General features: G+C 59.4%; 17 protein-coding genes. 9 read left to right on the plus strand and 8 right to left on the minus strand.

The genetic code is table 11. From position 1 onward, the window contains the following. Window positions 1–2 precede the first annotated feature (2 nt). The 3 genes from VJ698_RS04840 to VJ698_RS04850 all read right to left on the minus strand — a co-directional run bounded on the left by VJ698_RS04840 (window position 3) and on the right by VJ698_RS04850 (window position 4,134). Window positions 3–1,490, minus strand: coding sequence for an FAD-linked oxidase C-terminal domain-containing protein (locus VJ698_RS04840; RefSeq protein ID WP_324101574.1), 1,488 nt, complete (start codon window positions 1,488–1,490; stop codon window positions 3–5). Between the two features lie 280 nt (window positions 1,491–1,770). Then, window positions 1,771–2,661, minus strand: a complete 891-nt coding sequence (locus VJ698_RS04845) for a LysR substrate-binding domain-containing protein (protein WP_324101575.1) — start codon at window positions 2,659–2,661, stop codon at window positions 1,771–1,773. Between the two features lie 63 nt (window positions 2,662–2,724). Beyond that, window positions 2,725–4,134: an FAD-binding oxidoreductase gene (locus VJ698_RS04850; protein WP_324101662.1), complete on the minus strand. Its 1,410-nt coding sequence runs from the start codon at window positions 4,132–4,134 to the stop codon at window positions 2,725–2,727. Between the two features lie 128 nt (window positions 4,135–4,262). Here VJ698_RS04850 and VJ698_RS04855 point away from each other — a divergent pair, with 128 nt between their 5' ends. Next, the gene (locus VJ698_RS04855; RefSeq protein ID WP_324101576.1) at window positions 4,263–4,820 is read left to right on the plus strand and encodes a cob(I)yrinic acid a,c-diamide adenosyltransferase; all 558 of its coding nucleotides are present in this window, start codon (window positions 4,263–4,265) and stop codon (window positions 4,818–4,820) included. Window positions 4,821–4,947: 127 nt separating this feature from the next. On the opposite strand, the gene folE2 is transcribed toward VJ698_RS04855, so the two are convergent. The 4 genes from folE2 to VJ698_RS04875 are packed head-to-tail and all read right to left on the minus strand — an operon-like array spanning window position 4,948 to window position 8,829. Beyond that, a complete protein-coding gene (gene folE2 / locus VJ698_RS04860) occupies window positions 4,948–5,754 on the minus strand; it encodes a GTP cyclohydrolase FolE2 (RefSeq protein WP_324101577.1) in 807 nt (268 codons plus the stop codon). Between the two features lie 57 nt (window positions 5,755–5,811). Beyond that, entirely contained in the window at window positions 5,812–7,677 is a 1,866-nt protein-coding gene (dxs, locus tag VJ698_RS04865) for a 1-deoxy-D-xylulose-5-phosphate synthase (protein WP_324101578.1), read from the minus strand. A gap of 1 nt (window position 7,678) precedes the next feature. Continuing rightward, entirely contained in the window at window positions 7,679–8,578 is a 900-nt protein-coding gene (locus tag VJ698_RS04870; protein WP_324101579.1) for a farnesyl diphosphate synthase, read from the minus strand. Beyond that, complete coding sequence (locus VJ698_RS04875; RefSeq protein WP_324101581.1) at window positions 8,575–8,829, minus strand: exodeoxyribonuclease VII small subunit; 255 nt, start codon at window positions 8,827–8,829, stop codon at window positions 8,575–8,577. Before VJ698_RS04875 ends, VJ698_RS04870 begins: the two co-directional genes overlap by 4 nt. A gap of 383 nt (window positions 8,830–9,212) precedes the next feature. Between VJ698_RS04875 and VJ698_RS04880 the strand changes: the two genes are divergently transcribed. The 6 genes from VJ698_RS04880 to VJ698_RS04905 all read left to right on the plus strand — a co-directional run bounded on the left by VJ698_RS04880 (window position 9,213) and on the right by VJ698_RS04905 (window position 16,436). Further along, window positions 9,213–10,313, plus strand: coding sequence for an aromatic ring-hydroxylating dioxygenase subunit alpha (locus VJ698_RS04880; RefSeq protein WP_324101583.1), 1,101 nt, complete (start codon window positions 9,213–9,215; stop codon window positions 10,311–10,313). 168 nt (window positions 10,314–10,481) lie between these two features. Beyond that, complete coding sequence (locus tag VJ698_RS04885; protein WP_324101584.1) at window positions 10,482–11,411, plus strand: DMT family transporter; 930 nt, start codon at window positions 10,482–10,484, stop codon at window positions 11,409–11,411. Then, the gene (locus VJ698_RS04890; RefSeq protein ID WP_324101585.1) at window positions 11,412–12,266 is read left to right on the plus strand and encodes a sulfurtransferase; all 855 of its coding nucleotides are present in this window, start codon (window positions 11,412–11,414) and stop codon (window positions 12,264–12,266) included. Window positions 12,267–12,938: 672 nt separating this feature from the next. Next, window positions 12,939–13,850 (plus strand): hypothetical protein, encoded by a 912-nt coding sequence (locus tag VJ698_RS04895; RefSeq protein WP_324101586.1) that lies wholly within the window; start codon window positions 12,939–12,941, stop codon window positions 13,848–13,850. 474 nt (window positions 13,851–14,324) lie between these two features. Beyond that, window positions 14,325–15,017: a class I SAM-dependent methyltransferase gene (locus tag VJ698_RS04900; protein WP_324101587.1), complete on the plus strand. Its 693-nt coding sequence runs from the start codon at window positions 14,325–14,327 to the stop codon at window positions 15,015–15,017. Between the two features lie 30 nt (window positions 15,018–15,047). After that, window positions 15,048–16,436 (plus strand): diguanylate cyclase, encoded by a 1,389-nt coding sequence (locus VJ698_RS04905; protein ID WP_324101588.1) that lies wholly within the window; start codon window positions 15,048–15,050, stop codon window positions 16,434–16,436. A gap of 335 nt (window positions 16,437–16,771) precedes the next feature. Here the strand turns inward: VJ698_RS04905 and VJ698_RS04910 are convergent, their stop codons facing one another. Beyond that, window positions 16,772–16,951 carry a TOBE domain-containing protein gene (locus VJ698_RS04910; protein WP_324101663.1) on the minus strand — a complete coding sequence of 60 codons (180 nt, stop codon included), beginning with the start codon at window positions 16,949–16,951 and terminating at the stop codon, window positions 16,772–16,774. Here VJ698_RS04910 and VJ698_RS04915 point away from each other — a divergent pair. Next, window positions 16,865–18,019: a pyruvate kinase gene (locus VJ698_RS04915; RefSeq protein WP_324101664.1), complete on the plus strand. Its 1,155-nt coding sequence runs from the start codon at window positions 16,865–16,867 to the stop codon at window positions 18,017–18,019. The genes VJ698_RS04910 and VJ698_RS04915 overlap by 87 nt on opposite strands. A 20-nt stretch (window positions 18,020–18,039) precedes the next feature. Further along, window positions 18,040–18,930, plus strand: coding sequence for a LysR family transcriptional regulator (locus VJ698_RS04920; protein ID WP_324101589.1), 891 nt, complete (start codon window positions 18,040–18,042; stop codon window positions 18,928–18,930). The last annotated feature ends 197 nt before the right edge of the window (window positions 18,931–19,127 follow it).

The following is a 19,127-nucleotide window of genomic DNA, read 5'->3' on the forward strand; positions in this document are numbered from 1 at the left end:
AGTCAGAAGCGCGGCAAATGAGCGAATTTCGTCTGGCCGCCGGTCACGCGCATCTTGCCGTATTCGGCGCAACGGTTGAGCGTCGGGATCGCCTTGTCAGGGTTGAGCAGCACGGGAGTATCGAACGCGCGCTTGACGGCGCGAAAGGCTTCGAGTTCTTTCGGCGAAAACTGCACGCACATCGAGTTGATCTTCTCGATGCCCACACCATGTTCGCCGGTGATGGTGCCGCCGACCTTCACCGACATCTCGAGGATGTCGGCACCGAACGCTTCGGCACGCTCGAACTCGCCTTCCTTGTTGGCATCGAACAGGATCAGCGGATGCAGGTTGCCGTCGCCCGCATGGAACACGTTGGCGCAGCGCAGGCCGTACTTCTTTTCCATCTCGGTGATGGCGATCAGGACTTCAGCAAGCCGCTTGCGCGGAATCGTGCCGTCCATGCAGTAGTAGTCCGGTGAAATGCGTCCCGCCGCAGGGAAGGCATTCTTGCGGCCGGACCAGAATCTCAAGCGCTCTGCCTCGTTCTGCGAGACGGAGATGGCGGTCGCACCAGAGGATTTCAGCACCTCGCTCATGCGCGCGATCTCCTCTTCCACTTCTTCCGGCATGCCATCCGATTCGCACAGCAGGATGGCTTCCGCCTCGGTGTCGTAGCCCGCCTTCACGAAGGGCTCGACCATGCGCGACGAGGTCTTGTCCATCATCTCCAGCCCGGCCGGAATGATGCCGGCCGCGATCACTTCCGCCACCGCGTCGCCGCCCTTCACCACGTCGTCGAAGGAGGCCATGATCACGCGCGCAGTCTGCGGCTTCGGCACCAGCTTCACGGTCACCTCGGTGACTACACCGAGCATGCCTTCGGAGCCGATGAACACTGCGAGCAGATCAAGGCCGGGCGCATCCAGCGCCTCGCTGCCGAGTTCGACAATCTCGCCGTCGATGGTCACCATGCGGACGCGCAGGACGTTGTGCACCGTCAGTCCGTACTTCAGGCAGTGCACGCCACCCGAGTTCTCGGCGACATTGCCGCCGATGGTGCAGGCGATCTGCGATGAGGGATCGGGCGCGTAGTACAGGCCGTGCGCGGCGGCGGCATCGGAAATTGCGAGATTGCGCACGCCCGGCTGCACGATCGCGGTGCGTGCATACGGATCGAGCTTCAGGATCTTGTTGAACCTGGCGGTGGAGAGCACCACGCCATCCACGATCGGCATCGCGCCGCCCGACAGCCCTGTGCCCGCGCCGCGCGGCACGATCGGCACCTTGAGCTCGCGGCAGGTGTTCAGGATGGCAACGACTTGTGCTTCGGTCTGCGGCAGCACCACCACCATCGGCAACTGGCGAAAGGCTGACAGGCCGTCGCATTCGTACGGCCGCGTATCTTCTTCATTGAACAGCACGCAGCTTTCCGGCAGCTGTGCACGCAAGGCGTGGACGACTTCACGCTGCCGTTCGACGGTGAATTGGATTGGAGAGGGGGCGTTCATGTGTATTCCTACTGGTTAGCGCAAGAGTGTAGCGAAATACCATGCTGCCGGGGCGGATCCACGGCGCTCGCGCGCCTGAAAAGCTTTGCCCGTTGCAGTGAATATTTTTCAGGCAAATGCCATGCACCAGGCATTAGCTTGCCATTTCATTACGATGGAGAAAACCGGTGAGTGGAATTATGCGCGGATCCGCGGCATTCTGCAGGGAGGCATGGCAAGCTTCGCTCGAAGTGTGTTGCTACTATTTCAAGCAACGCCGCCGGTCTTGAAGCAGCGATGCTCAGGCGGTGCGAAATGTGTTCAGCAACCAGTCGACAAAGGCGCCGACCTCGGGCCGGTCCCGCACATGCTGCTCATAGACCACGTAGTAGGCATGCGGCGGTGTTTTCAAAACGATATCGGGAAATATCTGCACTACTTCGCCGCTGGCGATCATGTTCTGCGCGAAATGCTGTCGCGTGAGCCCTACGCCGTGGCCGTGCCGCACGGATTCCAGCAGGAGCCCGAGGTCGTCGAAGCGCAAGCCGACTGAAGGTTCCGCCCAGTCCAGTCCTGCCACTTCGAACCACGGCTGCCACGGCTCCAGTGCGGAGCGCAGCAAGATCGCCTTCTGCAGGTCGGCCGGCGTTTTCAGGCCACCAATCGTCTCCAGGTACTTCGGGCTGGCGACGGTAAATGTCGGCTCTTCGAACAGTTTCTCCGTTACGAGGTCCGGATACTTGCCGGCGCCGAAACGCACTTCGACATCGCTCTCGGACAGGCTCAGGTCGTACAGCGGCACCGACAGAAACACTTCGATCACGATATCGGGATATTGCGCGGTGAACTCCGCCAGGCGCGGCACCAGCAGGCAGCGCGAGAAAGTCGGCGGCACCGTGATCTTGATGCGAGGCTGCACGGGCGCGGTGCGATGCGGCAGCGGGAAATCGGTCAGGGTGCGCAATGCCGCCCTCACCACATCGAGGTAGCGTCGTCCGAACTCCGACAGGCTGACCGTGCGGCCATCACGCAGGAACAGCCGCTCGCCGACAAAATCCTCCAGCAGGCGTATGCGGTGCGACAAGGCCGATGGCGTGATGCACAGCTCCTCGGCAGCGACCGCGAAGGAACCATGACGTGCGGCCGCTTCGAAGGCGGAGAGTGCGTGAACCGGCGGGAGGCGTATGGCCATGATGAAGACTCGATGGAAAGTGGAGCTGCCGCCAGTCCGGTCCGAACACCGTCGCGCACCCGCTCAGTAACTGATGATTTTACCGGGGTTCAATATGTTTTTGGGATCAAATGCATGCTTGAGCGTGCGCATGCTTTGGATCGCCTCCACCCCGTGCTCCTGCACGAGGAAATCCATCTTGTGCAGTCCCACGCCGTGCTCGCCGGTGCAGGTGCCGTCCATGGCGATTGCGCGCGCCACCATGCGCGCATTGATGCCTTCAGCCTTCGCCACCTCCGCAGGGTCGTGCGGATCGATCATCATCAGCACATGGAAATTGCCGTCGCCCACATGACCAAGGACGGAATAGATCATGCCATTCTTTTCACAATCGGCCTGCGTATCGAGAATGCACTCGGCGAGGCGCGAGATCGGGACGCAGCAATCGGTGGTGATGGCACGCCCGCCCGGCCGCATCTGCAGCATCGCGAAATAGGCGTTGTGGCGCGCGGCCCAGAGACGCGAGCGCTCCTCCGGCCTCGTCGCCCATTCGAAGCCGCTGGCGCCGTGCTCAGCGGCAATGTCCTGCACGACTTGCGCATGTTCCTTTACGCCTGCTTCGCTGCCATGGAATTCGAACAGCAAGAGCGGCTTCACCGGCAGGTTCATCTTGTCGTAGGCGTTGATGGAGCGCACGGAGCTCTCGTCGAGAAATTCAACGCGCGCGATCGGTACGCCCATCTGGATGGTCTGGATGACGGTATTGACGGCATCGGCGGTGCTCGGGAAGGAGCACACGGCCGCGGATACCGCTTCCGGCTGCGGGTACAACCGGACAGTGACTTCGGTGATGATGCCGAGCGTGCCTTCGCTGCCGACGAAAATGCGCGTGAGGTCGTAGCCGGCGGAGGACTTCCTGGCGCGGGTGCCGGTCTTGATGATGCGCCCATCCGCCGTGACGACAGTGAGCGCGAGCGTGTTCTCGCGCATGGTGCCGTAGCGCACGGCATTGGTGCCCGAGGCGCGGGTGGCGGCCATGCCGCCCAGCGACGCGTCGGCGCCCGGATCGATCGGGAAGAACAGGCCGGTGTCCTTGATCTCCTGGTTCAATTGCTTGCGCGTCACGCCGGCCTGCACGGTCGCGGTCTGGTCTTCCGCATGCACGGCCAGCACCTGGTTCATCTGTGACAGGTCGATCGTGACGCCGCCGCGCAAGGCGAGCACATGGCCTTCGAGCGAGGTGCCGGTGCCGTAGGGAATGATGGGCACGTCATGGTTGCCGCACAGCTTCACCACCTCGGCCACTTCCTCGGTAGTCTGCGCGAAGACCACGGCATCCGGCAGCATCGGATCGTAGGAGGATTCATCACGACCATGGTGTTCGCGCATGGCTTCGGAGGTGGAGAAGCGGTCTTCGAACAGCGTGGCGAGTGCCGCTACCAGTTCCTCGGGCAAGGGTTTCTTCGGCGCGGAAGCCTGGGTCGAATGAGTCATGAGTGTCATGGTCGTCTCCTTTTGCTTCGATTCTACCGCGTTAATTCCGATACATTGACGTGGAGATGACACTGCGCCAGACGGTTTTGCCTTATCCTCTGATCTTCACCTTTCATCAACAAGCAACCATGGGCAACCGACTTTCCAAAATCGCCACGCGCACCGGCGACAACGGCACGACCGGCCTGGGCGACGGCAGCCGTGTCGGCAAGGACAGCCAGCGCATCCAGGCGATCGGCGACGTGGACGAACTGAATTCGCAGATCGGCCTGCTGCTGTGCGAAGAGCTGCCGCCCGCGCTGCGCGAGGAACTGATTTCCATCCAGCACGATCTGTTCGACCTCGGCGGCGAGCTGTGCATTCCCGGATACGCGCTGATTGCCGATTCGCATGTGGCGCGCCTTGATACCCTGCTGGAAAAGTACAATGCCGACCTGCCACGCCTGGCGGAATTCATTCTGCCAGGCGGTTCACGTGCCGCAGCGCTGGCGCACGTGTGCAGGACGGTCTGCCGCCGCGCCGAGCGCTCGATCGTCACGCTGGGCAGCAGCGAAAAGATCAACGACAACCCGCGGCATTACATGAACCGCCTGTCGGACCTGCTGTTCGTGCTGTCGCGCGTGCTGAACCGCTTCGCCGGCGGCAGCGATGTACTGTGGGAAAAGGATCGCAAGCGCGACGTTTGACTAGCTATCCAGGGCGGAAAAATTCTTGTCCACGGAAGACACGGAAGGCGCGGAAAAGAAAATATTATTGTTTTCCGTGCCTTTCGTGTTTTCCGTGGACATTCATTATGCTTTTCTCGCCGCGGGCTTACTTCACCCGCTTGTCGTTTTCGATCAGCGCATATGCCGAGTGGTTGTGGATCGATTCGAAATTCTCGGCTTCGAGCGTATAGGCGAGGATGCGCGGATCGGCGTTGAGCATGCCGGCGACGTCGCGCACCAGGTCCTCGACGAACTTCGGGTTGTCGTAAGCGCGCTCCGTCACGTACTTCTCATCCGGACGCTTCAGCAGGCCGTACAGTTCGCAGGAAGCCTGCTGCTCGATCTTCGCGATCAGTTCGTCCACGGCAAGCTCGCCGTCCAGCACTGCCATGACCGTGATGTGCGAACGCTGGTTGTGCGCGCCGTACTCGGAAATCTTCTTCGAGCAGGGACACAGACTGGTGACCGGCACCAGCACCTTCAATGAAATTTCAGTCACTCCATTGCGAATCTCGCCCGTGAATCCGACCTCGTAATCCATCAGGCTTTCGACGCCGGACACCGGCGCGATCTTGTTGATGAAGTACGGGAACGACACTTCAATGCGGCCGGCATCGGCTTCCAGCAGGCGCGTCATCTGCTGCAGCAGGCTGGTGAATTTCGCACCGTCGAGCGGCGCGCAATTATCTTCCAGCAGCGCGATGAAGCGCGACATGTGCGTGCCCTTCTGCTGCTCCGGCAGGTGCACATACAGGTTCCAGGTGCCCACCGTCGGCTGCACGCCATTGGCCGTCTTGATCATGACCGGATAACGCACGCCCTTCACGCCGACGCGCTGGATCGACAGGCGGCGCGTGTCGACCGTGCTTTGCACATCGGGAATGGCGTGGAGGGTGAGATCGCGGGTATTCATTGCCTTGCTTTCAATTGCAGCGGCCGGCGCAAGCGCCGGCCGCGAGATGGAGGGAGTTCAGTTGTTGACGACGAGGCGCGGTTCGCCCTTGTCGAAGCGCTTCCGGATAGCCGCGGCGATGCCTGTTGCATCCAGTCCGCACAGCGCAAGCAGTTGCGCCTGGTCGCCATGGTCAATAAATTTGTCCGGCAGGCCCAAATGCAAGACCGGTTTGACAATACCGGCTTCGGCCAGCGCTTCCGCGACCGCAGAACCGGCGCCGCCCATGATCGCGCCTTCCTCGACCGTGACCAGCGCATCATGCGTCTGGGCAAGCTGCTTGACGAGGTCCAGGTCCAGCGGCTTGACGAAGCGCATGTTGGCGACGGTGGCATTCAGTTCCTCGCCTGCCTTCAGGCTCGGCGCCACCATGGTGCCGAATGCCAGGATGGCAACGCCCTTGCCTTCGCGCCGGATCTCGCCCTTGCCAAGCGGGATGGTTGCCAGATCCTTTTCCACTTTGGTGCCGGTGCCCGCGCCACGCGGATAGCGCACCGAAGCGGGGCCATGATAGTGGAAGGCGGTGGACAGCATCTGCCGGCATTCGTTCTCGTCGGAGGCTGCCATGACGACCATGTTCGGAATGCAGCGCAGGTAGGCGATGTCATAATTGCCTGCATGCGTGGCGCCGTCGGCACCGACCAGGCCGGAGCGGTCGAGTGCAAAAGTGACATCGAGATTCTGCAGCGCGACGTCGTGGATCAACTGGTCATACGCGCGCTGCAGGAAGGTAGAGTAGATGGCAACCACCGGCTTGAGCCCTTCGCAGGCAAGGCCGGCGGCAAAGGTGACGGCGTGCTGTTCGGCGATACCGACATCGTAGTAACGGCCGGGGAAGCGGCGCTCGAATTCCACCAGGCCGGAACCCTCGCGCATGGCTGGCGTGATGCCGACCAGGCGCGTGTCATGCTCGGCCATGTCGCACAGCCAGTCGCCGAAGACCTGCGTGTAGGTCACCTTGCTACTAGGTGAGGGCTTGATGCCTTCGGCCGGATTGAATTTGCCCGGACCGTGGTACAGCACCGGGTCGGCCTCCGCCAGCTTGTAGCCCTGCCCCTTCTTCGTGACGACATGCAGAAACTGCGGGCCTCTCAGGTTCTTCAGGTTCTGCAGTGTCGGGATCAGCGATTCGAGATCGTGGCCGTCGATCGGGCCGATGTAGTTGAAGCCGAATTCCTCGAACATGGTCGCGGGCACTACCATCCCCTTCGCATGTTCCTCGAGGCGCTTCGCGAGTTCCAGCATCGGGCCGGGCAACACCGACTTGCCGACGTTCTTGGCGGCGGCGTAAAACTTGCCCGACATGAGGCGCGCGAGATAGCGGTTGAGCGCGCCGACCGGCGGCGAGATCGACATGTCGTTGTCGTTCAGGATCACCAGCAGGTTGATGTCGTTGTAGACGCCTGCATTGTTCAATGCCTCGAAGGCCATGCCGGCGGTCATGGCGCCGTCACCGATCACCGCGATGGAGTGACGGCTCTCGCCCTTGGTCTTCGCGGCCAGCGCCATGCCGAGCGCGGCAGAAATCGAGGTCGACGAGTGGGCCGTGCCGAAGGTGTCGTATTCGCTTTCACTGCGGCGCGGGAAGCCGGAGATGCCGTTCAGCTGGCGCAGCGTGGGCATCTGGTCGCGGCGGCCGGTGAGGATCTTGTGCGGATAGGTCTGGTGACCGACGTCCCACACGATGCGGTCTTCCGGCGTGTTGAACACGTAATGCAGCGCAATCGTGAGTTCGACCGTGCCGAGGTTGGAGGACAGGTGCCCGCCGGTCTTGGATACGGAATCCAGCAGGAATGCACGGAGTTCGTCCGCCAGCGGCTTCAGCTGCGTGCGTGGCAGCTTGCGCAAGTCGGCCGGGGTGTCGATCATCTTCAACAAAGTCATACTATGCTTTCCGTTGCACGATCAGGTCCGCGATTTCGCGCAGGCGTCGTGCTTTTTCTCCAAACGGCATGAGCGCCTTATGCGCGTCGGTCCGTAATGTTTCCGCCAGTTCCTTCGACTGCTCCAGTCCGAGGATGGAGACATAGGTCGGCTTGTTGTCCGCCGCATCCTTGCCGGCCGTCTTGCCGAGCGTTGCCGAATCGGCCGTTGCGTCGAGCACATCGTCGACCACCTGGAAGGCCAGGCCGACTGCGCTCGCATATGCATCCAGGGCCGCAGTTTCCTGCTTGTCCAGCGCCTTGCCGGCCAGCGCGCCGAGCAGCACGGAGGCCCGCAGCAGAGCGCCGGTCTTCAGGCGGTGCATCTGTTCCAGCTCGCGCAGCGACAAATTGAGGCCGACGCTTTCCAGGTCGATCGCCTGCCCACCGCACATGCCGACCGATCCGGAGGCATGCGCCAGCAGGCGCAGCATGGCGACGGTACGCGATGCATCGTCGTTGCGCCCGCCCTCGGACAGCACCAGGAAGGCTTGCGACTGCAATGCGTCACCCACCAGCAAGGCCGTCGCTTCGTCGTATTTCACATGCACCGTCGGCTTGCCACGTCGCAGTGCATCGTTGTCCATGCAGGGCATATCGTCATGCACCAGCGAATAGGCATGGATCATTTCCACTGCCGCCGCGGCGCGCGCCAGGATATCGGCGCCGGCATCGAACAGATCGCCGGCCGCAAACACCAGCAAGGGCCGCACGCGCTTGCCGCCGTCCAGCACCGCATAGCGCATTGCTTCATGCAGGCGCGCCGGTGTCTCCGCGGGCGATGGCAGGAAGGAAGCGAGCCCGTGTTCCATCGTCGACTGGACGCCCTTCATCCAGTCGACGAATGATTGCAATTCCGTCATTCTTCCGCCTCGGGTTCGGTGCCGGCCGAGAATGGCTTGAGCATGTCGCCTTCGAGCACCTTGACCTGGCTGTCGACCTTTTCCAGCTGCGCCGCGCAGAACTTGACCAGCTCGGATCCGCGCTTGTAGGCGGCCACCGAAGCCTCAAGCGGCAATTCACCCGCCTCCATCTGGGCGACAAGCCGTTCCAGCTCCGCCATCGCATCTTCGAACGATGCCGGCTCTCCCGCGGGTGTTGTTTTCTTGGACATAGTGGGCAAATGTGAAGTGTAGCCCGATATTTTAGAACAAACCACCTCCTGCAGTTGAGAAGCGGCAAGCGACAATGCCTTGTGCTGCCCGGCCAAATCACCCCGGCATTGCGAAAAATCAAGGCAAGTTAAAAATCAGGCAACACCATGGAGTTACGCGCTTGCGCCATGGCCACTCAATAGCACTATTGCGAATCTCGCAATGCGAGGCGCTGCAATATTATTGGGTCGCTTCTTGCTTCGTAAGTCGGGACCGGGAAGGCGTGCATCCCGCCCTGCGGTATAATCGCGGGTTCTGTCCAAAATTTCCGTTTCATCTTTGAATACTGGTCTTTGCGGATTCTTTCTCTCTTAGGTTGGTGCAAATTAATTTGGGGGTGGGGATGTCCGATCTGGCACATGTCGCCAAGCTCGCGCGCTCCGACGCGCAACTTCCGGTCAACGTCTATTTCAACGAAGCGCTGTTACAGCAGGAAGTCCAGCAACTTTTTCAAAAGGGCCCGCGTTACGTCGGCCATGAACTGATGGTGCCGAATCCCGGCGACTACGCCACGCTGGCGTGGGAAAACGAAGGGCGCATGCTGGTGCGCAGCCCGCAGGGCATCGAACTGCTTTCCAACGTCTGCCGCCATCGCCAGGCAAAGATGTTCGACGGCCGCGGCAATGCCAGCACCATCGTCTGCCCGCTGCATCGCTGGACCTATGACCTCAAGGGTGAGTTGATCGGCGCGCCGCATTTCGAGCAAACGCCCTGCATGAACTTGTCGAAGACGCCGCTGCAGAGCTGGAACGGCCTGCTGTTCGAGCAGAACGGCGTGGACATCGCGAAAATCATGGCGGGCCTCGGCGTGACCAAGGATCTCGATTTCAGCGGCTACATGCTGGACCACATCGAAGTGCACGACTGCGATTACAACTGGAAGACCTTCATCGAGGTCTACCTGGAGGACTACCACGTAGAGCCTTTCCACCCGGGCCTCGGCAGCTTCGTGACCTGCTCCGACCTGCGCTGGGAATTCGGCGAGAACTACAGCGTGCAGACCGTCGGCGTGAACCACGCGCTGTCGCGCTTCGGCACGCCCAAATACCGCAAGTGGCAGGAGCAGGTACTGCAGTTCCGCAATGGCGAATTGCCGCCGCATGGCGCGATCTGGCTGACGATCTATCCGAACATCATGGTCGAGTGGTATCCGCATGTGCTGGCGGTGTCGACCGTATGGCCGAACGGCACGCAGAAAACCCGCAACGTGGTCGAGTTCTACTATCCCGAAGAAATCGTGCTGTTCGAGCGCGAATTCGTCGAAGCCGAGCGTGACGCCTACATGGAAACGTGCATCGAGGACGACGAGATCGGCCTGCGCATGGACGCCGGCCGCAAGATCCTGCTGGAACGCGGCGTCAGCGAGGTCGGCCCCTACCAGTCGCCGATGGAAGATGGCATGCAGCACTTCCATGAGTGGTACCGCAAGCGTATCGCTGTCTAATCATGGAGGTACAGGCGGGCTAGGTCCGCCTGTACGCTGCTTGCACGCTATCTGCTCGCAGCCTGCTTTCGACCTCCCTTTCGCCGCAATGCGCGCTGCCGGCAATGCCGAATGCGCGTATCATTTTCAACTTCTGCACCGCCGTCGCGCTACTCTCCGTTGATTCCCATGCAATCGCTCTGGATGCTTTTCGCAAGTTTCGCTTTCTCCATCATGGGCGTGTGCGTCAAGCTGGCCTCAAGCACCTACTCCGTGGCCGAGATTGTCACCTGGCGCGGCATCGTCGGCGTCCTCTTCATGGCGGGATTGACACTGGTACGCGGCGGCACCTTGCGCACATCCTTGCCAAAAGAGCACCTTTCGCGCGGCATCGTCGGCGTCACGGCCCTCTCGTTGTGGTTCTACTCCATCGGCAAGCTGCCGATCGCCACTGGCATGACGCTCAACTACATGGCGCCGATCTGGATCGCTGCGATCCTGTTTTCCGTCGGCTGGTGGCAAAGGCAGAGCAGGTTCGAGTGGGGGCTGGCGACGGCGATCATATGCAGTTTCATCGGCGTCACACTGCTACTGCGACCGGCGTTCCATGCGGACCAATGGTTCGCTGCTCTGGTCGGGCTCGTATCCGGGGTGCTCTCTGCGCTCGCCTACCTGCAAGTAAAAAAACTCGGCCAGATGGGCGAGCCGGAGTATCGCGTCGTATTCTATTTTTCACTGACCGGCCTGATCGCCGGCATCGTCGGCACCATCGCCGGCAAGGGAACCATGACCTGGCTGCATGGACATACGGCGAAAGGATTCGCCCTGCTCCTGGCGATCGGCGTGACCGCAACGCTTGCGCAGGTTGCGATGACGCGCGCCTACCGTCTTGGCAGGACGCTGGTGACGGCCAACCTGCAATACAGCGGTATCGTCTTCTCCAGCATCTGGGGTATCCTGATCTGGGGCGACGTGTTGAGCTGGCTTGGCTGGCTCGGGATCACGGTCATTCTGGCCAGTGGAATCGCCGCAACCTATTACAATACCCGCAATATCGGCGCCAGAACGGAGACACCTTCCATCGCCGAGGCCAATGATCCGATCGCTACAGAGGTCTAGATGCAATACACCACACTGATTTCCGCTGCCGACCTCGCCCGGCATAACAAGGATGCAAACTGGGTCATCCTCGATTGTCGCCATGACCTTGCCAAACTGGATGCGGGCCGCGCGGCCTACGCCGGCGGACACATTCCATGTGCACAATTTGCCGACGTAGAAAGCGACCTGTCGGAAAAGAGCCCGGGACCAAACGGCGAGTTCCGTGGACGGCATCCTCTCCCGGAACGCAATGCCTTCGTGGAGACACTGCGCCGCTGGGGCGTCAACCACGGCACGCAAGTGGTTGCTTACGATGCGCAGGGCGGAATGTTTGCCGCGCGACTGTGGTGGATGCTGCACTGGGTAGGGCACAGCGCCGCCGCCGTGCTGGACGGAGGGCTACCAGCTTGGCAATCACTCGACTTGCCGCTCTCGACCGAACCGGTGACGCGGCCACGCGGGAACGTGGAGCCGCATCCCTCACGCATGACAACCGTGAGCGCGGACGAGATCATCGCCAATCTGTCGAATCCGGCAAGGGTCGTGATCGACGCGCGCGCACCGGACCGCTTCCGGGGTGAGAATGAAACACTCGATCCGGTCGGCGGACATATTCCCGGCGCGAAGAATCGCTTCTTCAAGGACAATCTGCAAGCGGATGGACGCTTCAAGGCGCCTGACCAGCTACGCATGGAATTCAGCGCACTCATCGCCAAACCCGAGGACGCCATCATGCAGTGCGGCTCCGGCGTAACCGCCTGCCACAACTTGCTGGCAACCGAGATCGCCGGCATGTCCGGTGCGGCCTTGTATCCCGGTTCCTGGAGCGAATGGTGCTCCAATCCGTCGCGGCCGGTGGCCACCGGCGGATAGGGCATGCCGGGGTGCTGGTCAATTCCAGATACCTGCTCACCAGAAACTGCGGATATCGACAGCCAACGCAAGCGCGCTGCCTCGTCACCTACCCGAATCAGTGCCTGCACTACGTCAAGGCCGGGGGCCTTGCATCGCATCCGGTCTGAACCCCCATGGCTATCTCACAGTTTCCGAGGAACAGATGCCTGGAAACAGTCCGCCAATCGAAATGACCTGACTCACACCAACTGGCATCCTCATATCAACTGGCATCCTCATATGCCGGAACGATTCAGTTGCGTGATGCCCCGCTTCAGTTGCAGCTCTTCCCTTGGAACGTCGGAATCCTGTTGTCGACGACGTGACTTCAAGACGCGCAAATCCACCGCTGGCAAGACCTGCCAGATCCAAATAATCCACGTACGCTTGTGCGAACGAGCATCGGCTTATCCCACCGCATGGCCTCAAATGGCACACGCCTGGAACTACCTCTTCTTTTCCGACACTCATCCAAAACCAGGCTAGACATCAAAATCGACAACACAAAGGGGTAGTTCTGAAATGAATTCGATACGAGATACGGCGGCGTCTCTTTTCCAGTGCTGTTTGCCTTCAAAGGACGATACTGAAAGATCAGAAACCTCTTCGTCTCAAGAAGCTCGCTCACGCAACGGCACGAGATCTATTTACATGCAGCCTAATTCCTCCCTTCGTCTGCACTTGTATCGCCAGACCGCCGCCGCAGCAGCAAGGGTGTCCGATGCTGCGTCGCCTGTTGTCAATGCCGCCGCTCCGGACTTGCAGAGCACCTCGGTCACGCCGCCTCAGTCTTCGCATTCCGGATCGATAGCCGAACCGCCGAATCCCGACAATCAAGCGGTAACAGAACGCGATCTGCAACCGATAGACCAAGCCTTGATCGACGCCGTTCTGGCACAATCACCGACGTTTAATAAGTTTTCTCCCAATGATCGGCAAGTCATTGGTATGGTGTTCAGCAACTTGGTTTTCTACCACGGCACATGCACCACTTCCAAGACGAGTATCCAGGAATATGGATTTGACCTAAGCAGGCAAACGAGCGGTCCTACTGCAGGTCTTGTAGCAAGTAAAAGAGGTGCCGCAATGCTTCGCCAGGCCCCGCAAGAAGAAATTGACGAATTCATTTCCAATGCCCGCTCCTATCATTTTGTTACGTCTGACAAAGACGAGGCAAAAGCGTATGCCAGGCGCACTGACTCAAGCGATCCTGCATTGGTACGAGTAGGCATTGATGAGAATAGCGTCTCGCTTGAGCCGGACCCCGATCAACTTGACGCGGACGAGATGGAAAATGTGTGTTTCAGAACGAAGGACCCGATACCCTCAACATACGTTTTCCCGTCGAAATCCAAAGGCGCTTCCAACGCGAACAGTGGTACCGGGACTGCTCTCCATGCTTTGTTTCAGACAAGACTCGCGGAAAATGGTGTAGCCGTATCAGACGAAGACATCGGCAAGCTTTTTCATGACTTGCAATCGGATTCAGAGGACGATTTTTCCTCGGGTTCAGATTGGGATTCCGATTCGGATTCGGAAAATATTTCCCACCCTTCTCATTAAAAGCACGTTTCGATAGAGCGCCGCATCACGCAAGGAGGCAGCGGGAAGACTGGTGCATGGCGTAATACGTATCCCTCCGTTTTCCCGCCGCACGGGCAATGCGTAAAACTGATTGAATCAAGCTGTGGACTGCCTCAACAATCCACCCTCACGAGCTTGGTGTTGCGTCTTGCGTCATCATCGCGTCCGCAGCGAATAAGCAGCTAAAAGGCGGGGGCCCGCACGACGCGACGCAGCTTGTCACGCCCAACCAGACCCTGCCACCATTTCCTCACCTCGCCGACGGTGAATAGGGGCGCATGGCATTTATCCGCTTCATGCCATGCCGCGTCCCATGCCGTCATCCTTGCCTCGCGAACGCTCGGTCGGGAGCGCATTGATCTACTCGGCCGACGCAGTTTCTCATTGGAACTCAAAGACTGGACACGCCACTTATCCATTAATTCTGTCCACCTTTCCAAGACGGCTCAATGTATGAAGACCAATGTTCTCTCTCCGCTGCTTGCGTTGGCCGCCTATCCCGTTCATGTTCTCAACGGGTTTAAGGAATACGCAACCACCATCCGCCGCTATTACCCAAATCCGCGTTTTCGCCGGGCCGATCTGCTTTGCCTGTGGGCTTATCTGACACGCGACCCACACGCGATTTGCGAACACTTCCTGAGAGACTACCCTGACGATCAGGTACAAAAGATGTACGGCGAGAGTTTCTTCACGACCCTGGAAAAAATTGCCGAGGCAGTCGACCTTGACGACAAGGATGTCGTCTATGACCTTGGCTGCGGACGTGGACGCAGCGTGTTCTGGTTTAACACGATGTTTGGCTGCCGCGCCGTCGGTATTGAAATCAATCCGATGTTCGTGATTAATGCACGGCTGATCCAGAAAGCGCTGGATATCGATAACGTCGAATTCATCCTCAGCAATTTGATGGATGCCGACTACAGTGATGCCACCGTCATTTATCTGTACGGCACGGCCCTCAGCGATACGGCGATTGTCAATCTGGTTGAACGCTTCGTCACCCTGAAACCGGGAACGCGGGTCGTCACCGTCAGCTATTCTCTGAGCCGCTATACCGAGCTTCCCATGTTCGCGCTGGAAAAAACAATACGCGGAAAATTTGTCTGGGGTGAAACCGACATTTATATTCAACGCAAGCTATAACGGCACATTCGATGAGAGACCCAGTCTCGAATGGGCGGAAAACACCTTGACCGCGAGCACACGTTCATTGAAAAGTTCAACATGCAAACTTTCACAACGTCTTCTCTTCCCGCTCTTCCGCCAGCCATAAAGCGGCTTGTCTACCTGGTTCATGACAACGAACTGGTGGCACGAGATCTGGCTGCTCATCTCGGGCAGTCCGGCCATAAAGTCGCTGTGGTGGCGAGCATGACGCAGTTGGAACACGCCATGGATGTGCAACCACCTGCAGCGGTCATTATCAACATTGGCGTACCTGCGACGATATTCGCCGCAGCGAATGAAGTCTCGCGCCTCAACAAGAAATTCGGGCAGGGATTCGCGGTTCTCTTTATTTCCGCTCACGGCAATTTTGTTACGCGGCTTGCCGCCGCTCGCGCAGGAGCCAGCGGGTATTTTTCGAATCCGCTAAACGCGATTGCGCTGGCCGACTGCCTGGACAAGCTCACCGTGCGGCAGGATATTCTCCCCTATCGAATCCTTGTGATCAGTGATGATTCGGATGCTGCCGAGTCATATGTGTCCAGCCTGGTCAGTGACAGCATGGAAGTGACGGCAACGCGAAAGATCGCGGACGGACTGGAAGTGCTGAGGAAATCCAGGCCGGAACTGATCCTGATCGACGTGCAACGGCCATCGTCTGATGGCGTCGATCTGACCAGACTGATCAGGCAGGACGATACCAATCTCGACGTGCCGATCGTCTTCATGTCCAGCGAAGCGAATTCAACGGCGCATTTGAACGCGATCGAGTCCGGTGCTGATGACTTTCTTGCAAAACCTGTTCAAGCGGCGGACTTGATCGGCATCCTGACCGGTCGCGCGCAACGCTTTCGTACCTTGCGAACGCTGATTACACGCGACGGCATGACCGGCTTGCTGAATCATGTCGCGCTCAAGGATCAACTCGACCGCGAAATCGTACGTGCAGGCCGGGAAGGATCGCCGTTGACGCTCGCCATGATCGACATCGACTTTTTCAAACGGGTCAACGATTCGTATGGGCATCCGGTCGGCGACCGGGTGATTCGTGCATTATCACGTCTGCTGCAGCAACGCTTGCGTCGTGGCGACATCATCGGCCGATACGGCGGCGAAGAATTTGCGGTCATCATGCCTGGCACTTCTTCAGAAGCTGCCACGGGCGTACTCGACAGCGTACGCATCGCATTTTCAGAGATACGACACGATGCGGGTGAACAGCGGTTTAGCGCAAGCTTTTCAACAGGGATCGCAGAGTTAAGAACACACACTGATGCGAACGCACTGTTTAACGCCGCAGATTCGGCACTTTATCAGGCCAAACACAATGGGCGGAATTGCGTCGTTACCGATTCGCAAATCGTGAATGTCTCTGTGCCGGAGCATTTCCGCAGTTGAATTCGCTGCGTGCAACACTGTCCAACTGGCGATGCAAACGCCTATGCCTTGTGTGCTTTCCCAGCGCATACCATCTTCCGCGCGTCTTGGTGCTGATGCAGAAACGCACTAGAAGGCCGATGTCCGGCGCTTGTTCGGCGTAGCGTGTGCATCGGAGGGATGCTTTGTTTTCATGGCGATAAAAAGCAAGTCAGCTTCTTCTCTTTCCTGCCAGGAAAAAAGCTGCAGCTGCATGGCGAGAAGATCTCTGTCCAGTGAAAGTCATCGTCGCCCACTAGCGATGACCGGATCAGAGATCTGGTGACATGCCAGTGGACTAACGAAGTGAATGAAGCTTAGATAGGCAAATACCTGATCTGTGTGGCATCCACACCCAGTCTGACCGATGCGTTGTCGGCAAACGGCGCCATGCCGGAGTAGTGTGCCTGATCGGCTGTGACGAGCGACTGTCCGACCCGGACGCGGTAGCGCGTAAACTCGCCGAGAAACTCCGTATACTCTACAGCGCCATTCAGCCAGAGATACGCTCCATCCCGAATGCCGTCGCCGACCAGCATCTTCACTGTATGCGGTCTAAAGCTGATTGCTACGCGTCCGGTGCGAACTTCAGGATGCTTCGGCAGCACCAGCTCTCCAATTCCGGGAGCTTTGAAACGTACGGTATCCCCGTTGACCTGGTCGATCTCGCCGGTGAGCAGGTTGGTGGTACCGACGAAGTTGGCGACGAAGGGATTGGCCGCTTCGTGCAGAACAAATCCGACCTGGCTGCATTCCACGAGCATGCGGGCGAAAGCGGCAAGGCGCGTACCATCGCCAAGATCGAATGCCGTGAGGCGCTGGCGAACCTGACCGAAATCGTGGCTGAGGCAGACGCGATCATGATTGTTCGCGAAGCGCTTTCCATCGCACTTCCCGTCGAAGACCTGCCGACGACCCAGAGGGCAATCGTGCGGGAATGCCTTGGGCAAGGCAAGCCTGTCATCGGCATCACTCAGATGCTGAACTCGATGGAACGCCTGTCTTTACCAACCGCTGCCGAAGCGAGCCATGTCGCAAGCGCCGTGTCCGAAGGCATGGATGCAGTTGTCTTGTCGGCAGAAACGGCAAGCGGCAACTATCCGGCAGAGGCGGTCGCGGCGATCGACCGCATCGCACAACGCGTGGAAAGCGACGCCGCGTATACCGAGCAAGTGCACCGTCATCCCATCGCGTTGCCGACCATCGGCCCGGAAGACGCCATCGGCGCCGCGGTGCGCGGCACAGCAGAAATTCTCCCGCTGTGCTTTACCGCAGCCTATACATTTTCCGGATCGACGTGCCTCTCTGTCGCCAGGGCGCGCCCTCGCTCGACCATACTCGGGTTGTCTCCATCACTGGAGACGGCGCGGATGCTATCGCTGGTCTGGGGAGTGCACCCGATACATTCGGCCGCGTCGCCGACGGTGGAAAGCATGCTGGATGATGTTTTTCGCGAAGCAAAAAACTCCGGGTTCACCGAGTCAGGAAGGCCATTTGTCGTGGTGGCGGGCATGCCGTTCGGGACTCCAGGCTCAACCAATCTGATGCGAATCGCGTGGACTTAAGCAAAAGGCGGTGCACCCGTATGGAGATCTATCAGCTACGCACCTTTGTTACGGTGGCCAAGCTTGGGCATATTACCAAGGCGGCCGAGGCGTTGCATGTTACGCAACCGGCTGTCACTGGTCATATCAAGGCACTGGAGCAAGACCTGGGAATCACCTTGTTCGATCGCGGACATGGTCGCATTTCCCTGACCAAAGCTGGAGAGCTCCTCTTGCCGGAGGTAGAAAAGACACTCAGTGCGTTCAACCTGACGCTGGCCAAGGCGAAGGAGTTAAAGGGTGAGATTACCGGCCGGGTGTTGATCGGTACCGTGGGTGACCCGGACTTCCTCAGGCTGGGCAGCTTCCTCAACGGCTTGCTCAACGCCCTCCCCCTGCTTGAAATCAAGACGCGCTCAGCCCTTGCCGCGTCAGTCCTCGATGCCGTCGCATCCGGCGAAATCGCCGCCGGCTACTACATCGGCACGGTCAACAATCCGGACGTGGCAAGCCTTGGCCTGCGCGGTGTGCGGTATCGGGTCGTCGCACCGGCAAATTATGGCGAACGCCTGCCGGCATGCGGGTGGGGTGAAATTGCAGGAATGCCATGGATCGGCGCACCGGAAAAGAGCCATGTTCATCAGCTGCTCGTATCTCTGTTCGGGCGCCAGGGCCTGCGTCCCAACATTGTCATGGAAACGGACGAACTGACGTCGCCGCACAGCCTCGTACGCGCGGGGCTGGGCCTGTCGCTCATGCGCGAGGATATTGCTCTACTCGCTGCGGAGAAAGGCGAGATTTCAATCTGGAGCCATGCCGCCGCGGATACGCAGCTCTCATTCCTGTATCGCGTTGATACCGAATTCGACCCGGTGCTCGTCGGCATGCTGTCCATCCTCCGGGACACCTGGGGCGCCAGCCCTGTTGCCTAGATCAGCCACCTTCCGATAAGGGCACTGGCATGCCCGATGGGCTTGCCATCCTTCTGAGAAGGAGGGCTTACCTTGGCTGTAGAGTTAGAGCGCCTGTCAAAGTACTGCTGCGCGCGATTGCCGTCATGACGGGCTGAAACGATTCTACGAGCGCCTCGCCCTCGTTAGCTATGCAACGTTGTTCAGGAGAAGATTCG

The organism is Noviherbaspirillum sp., from assembly GCF_035254685.1.
GTDB lineage: Bacteria > Pseudomonadota > Gammaproteobacteria > Burkholderiales > Burkholderiaceae_D > Noviherbaspirillum.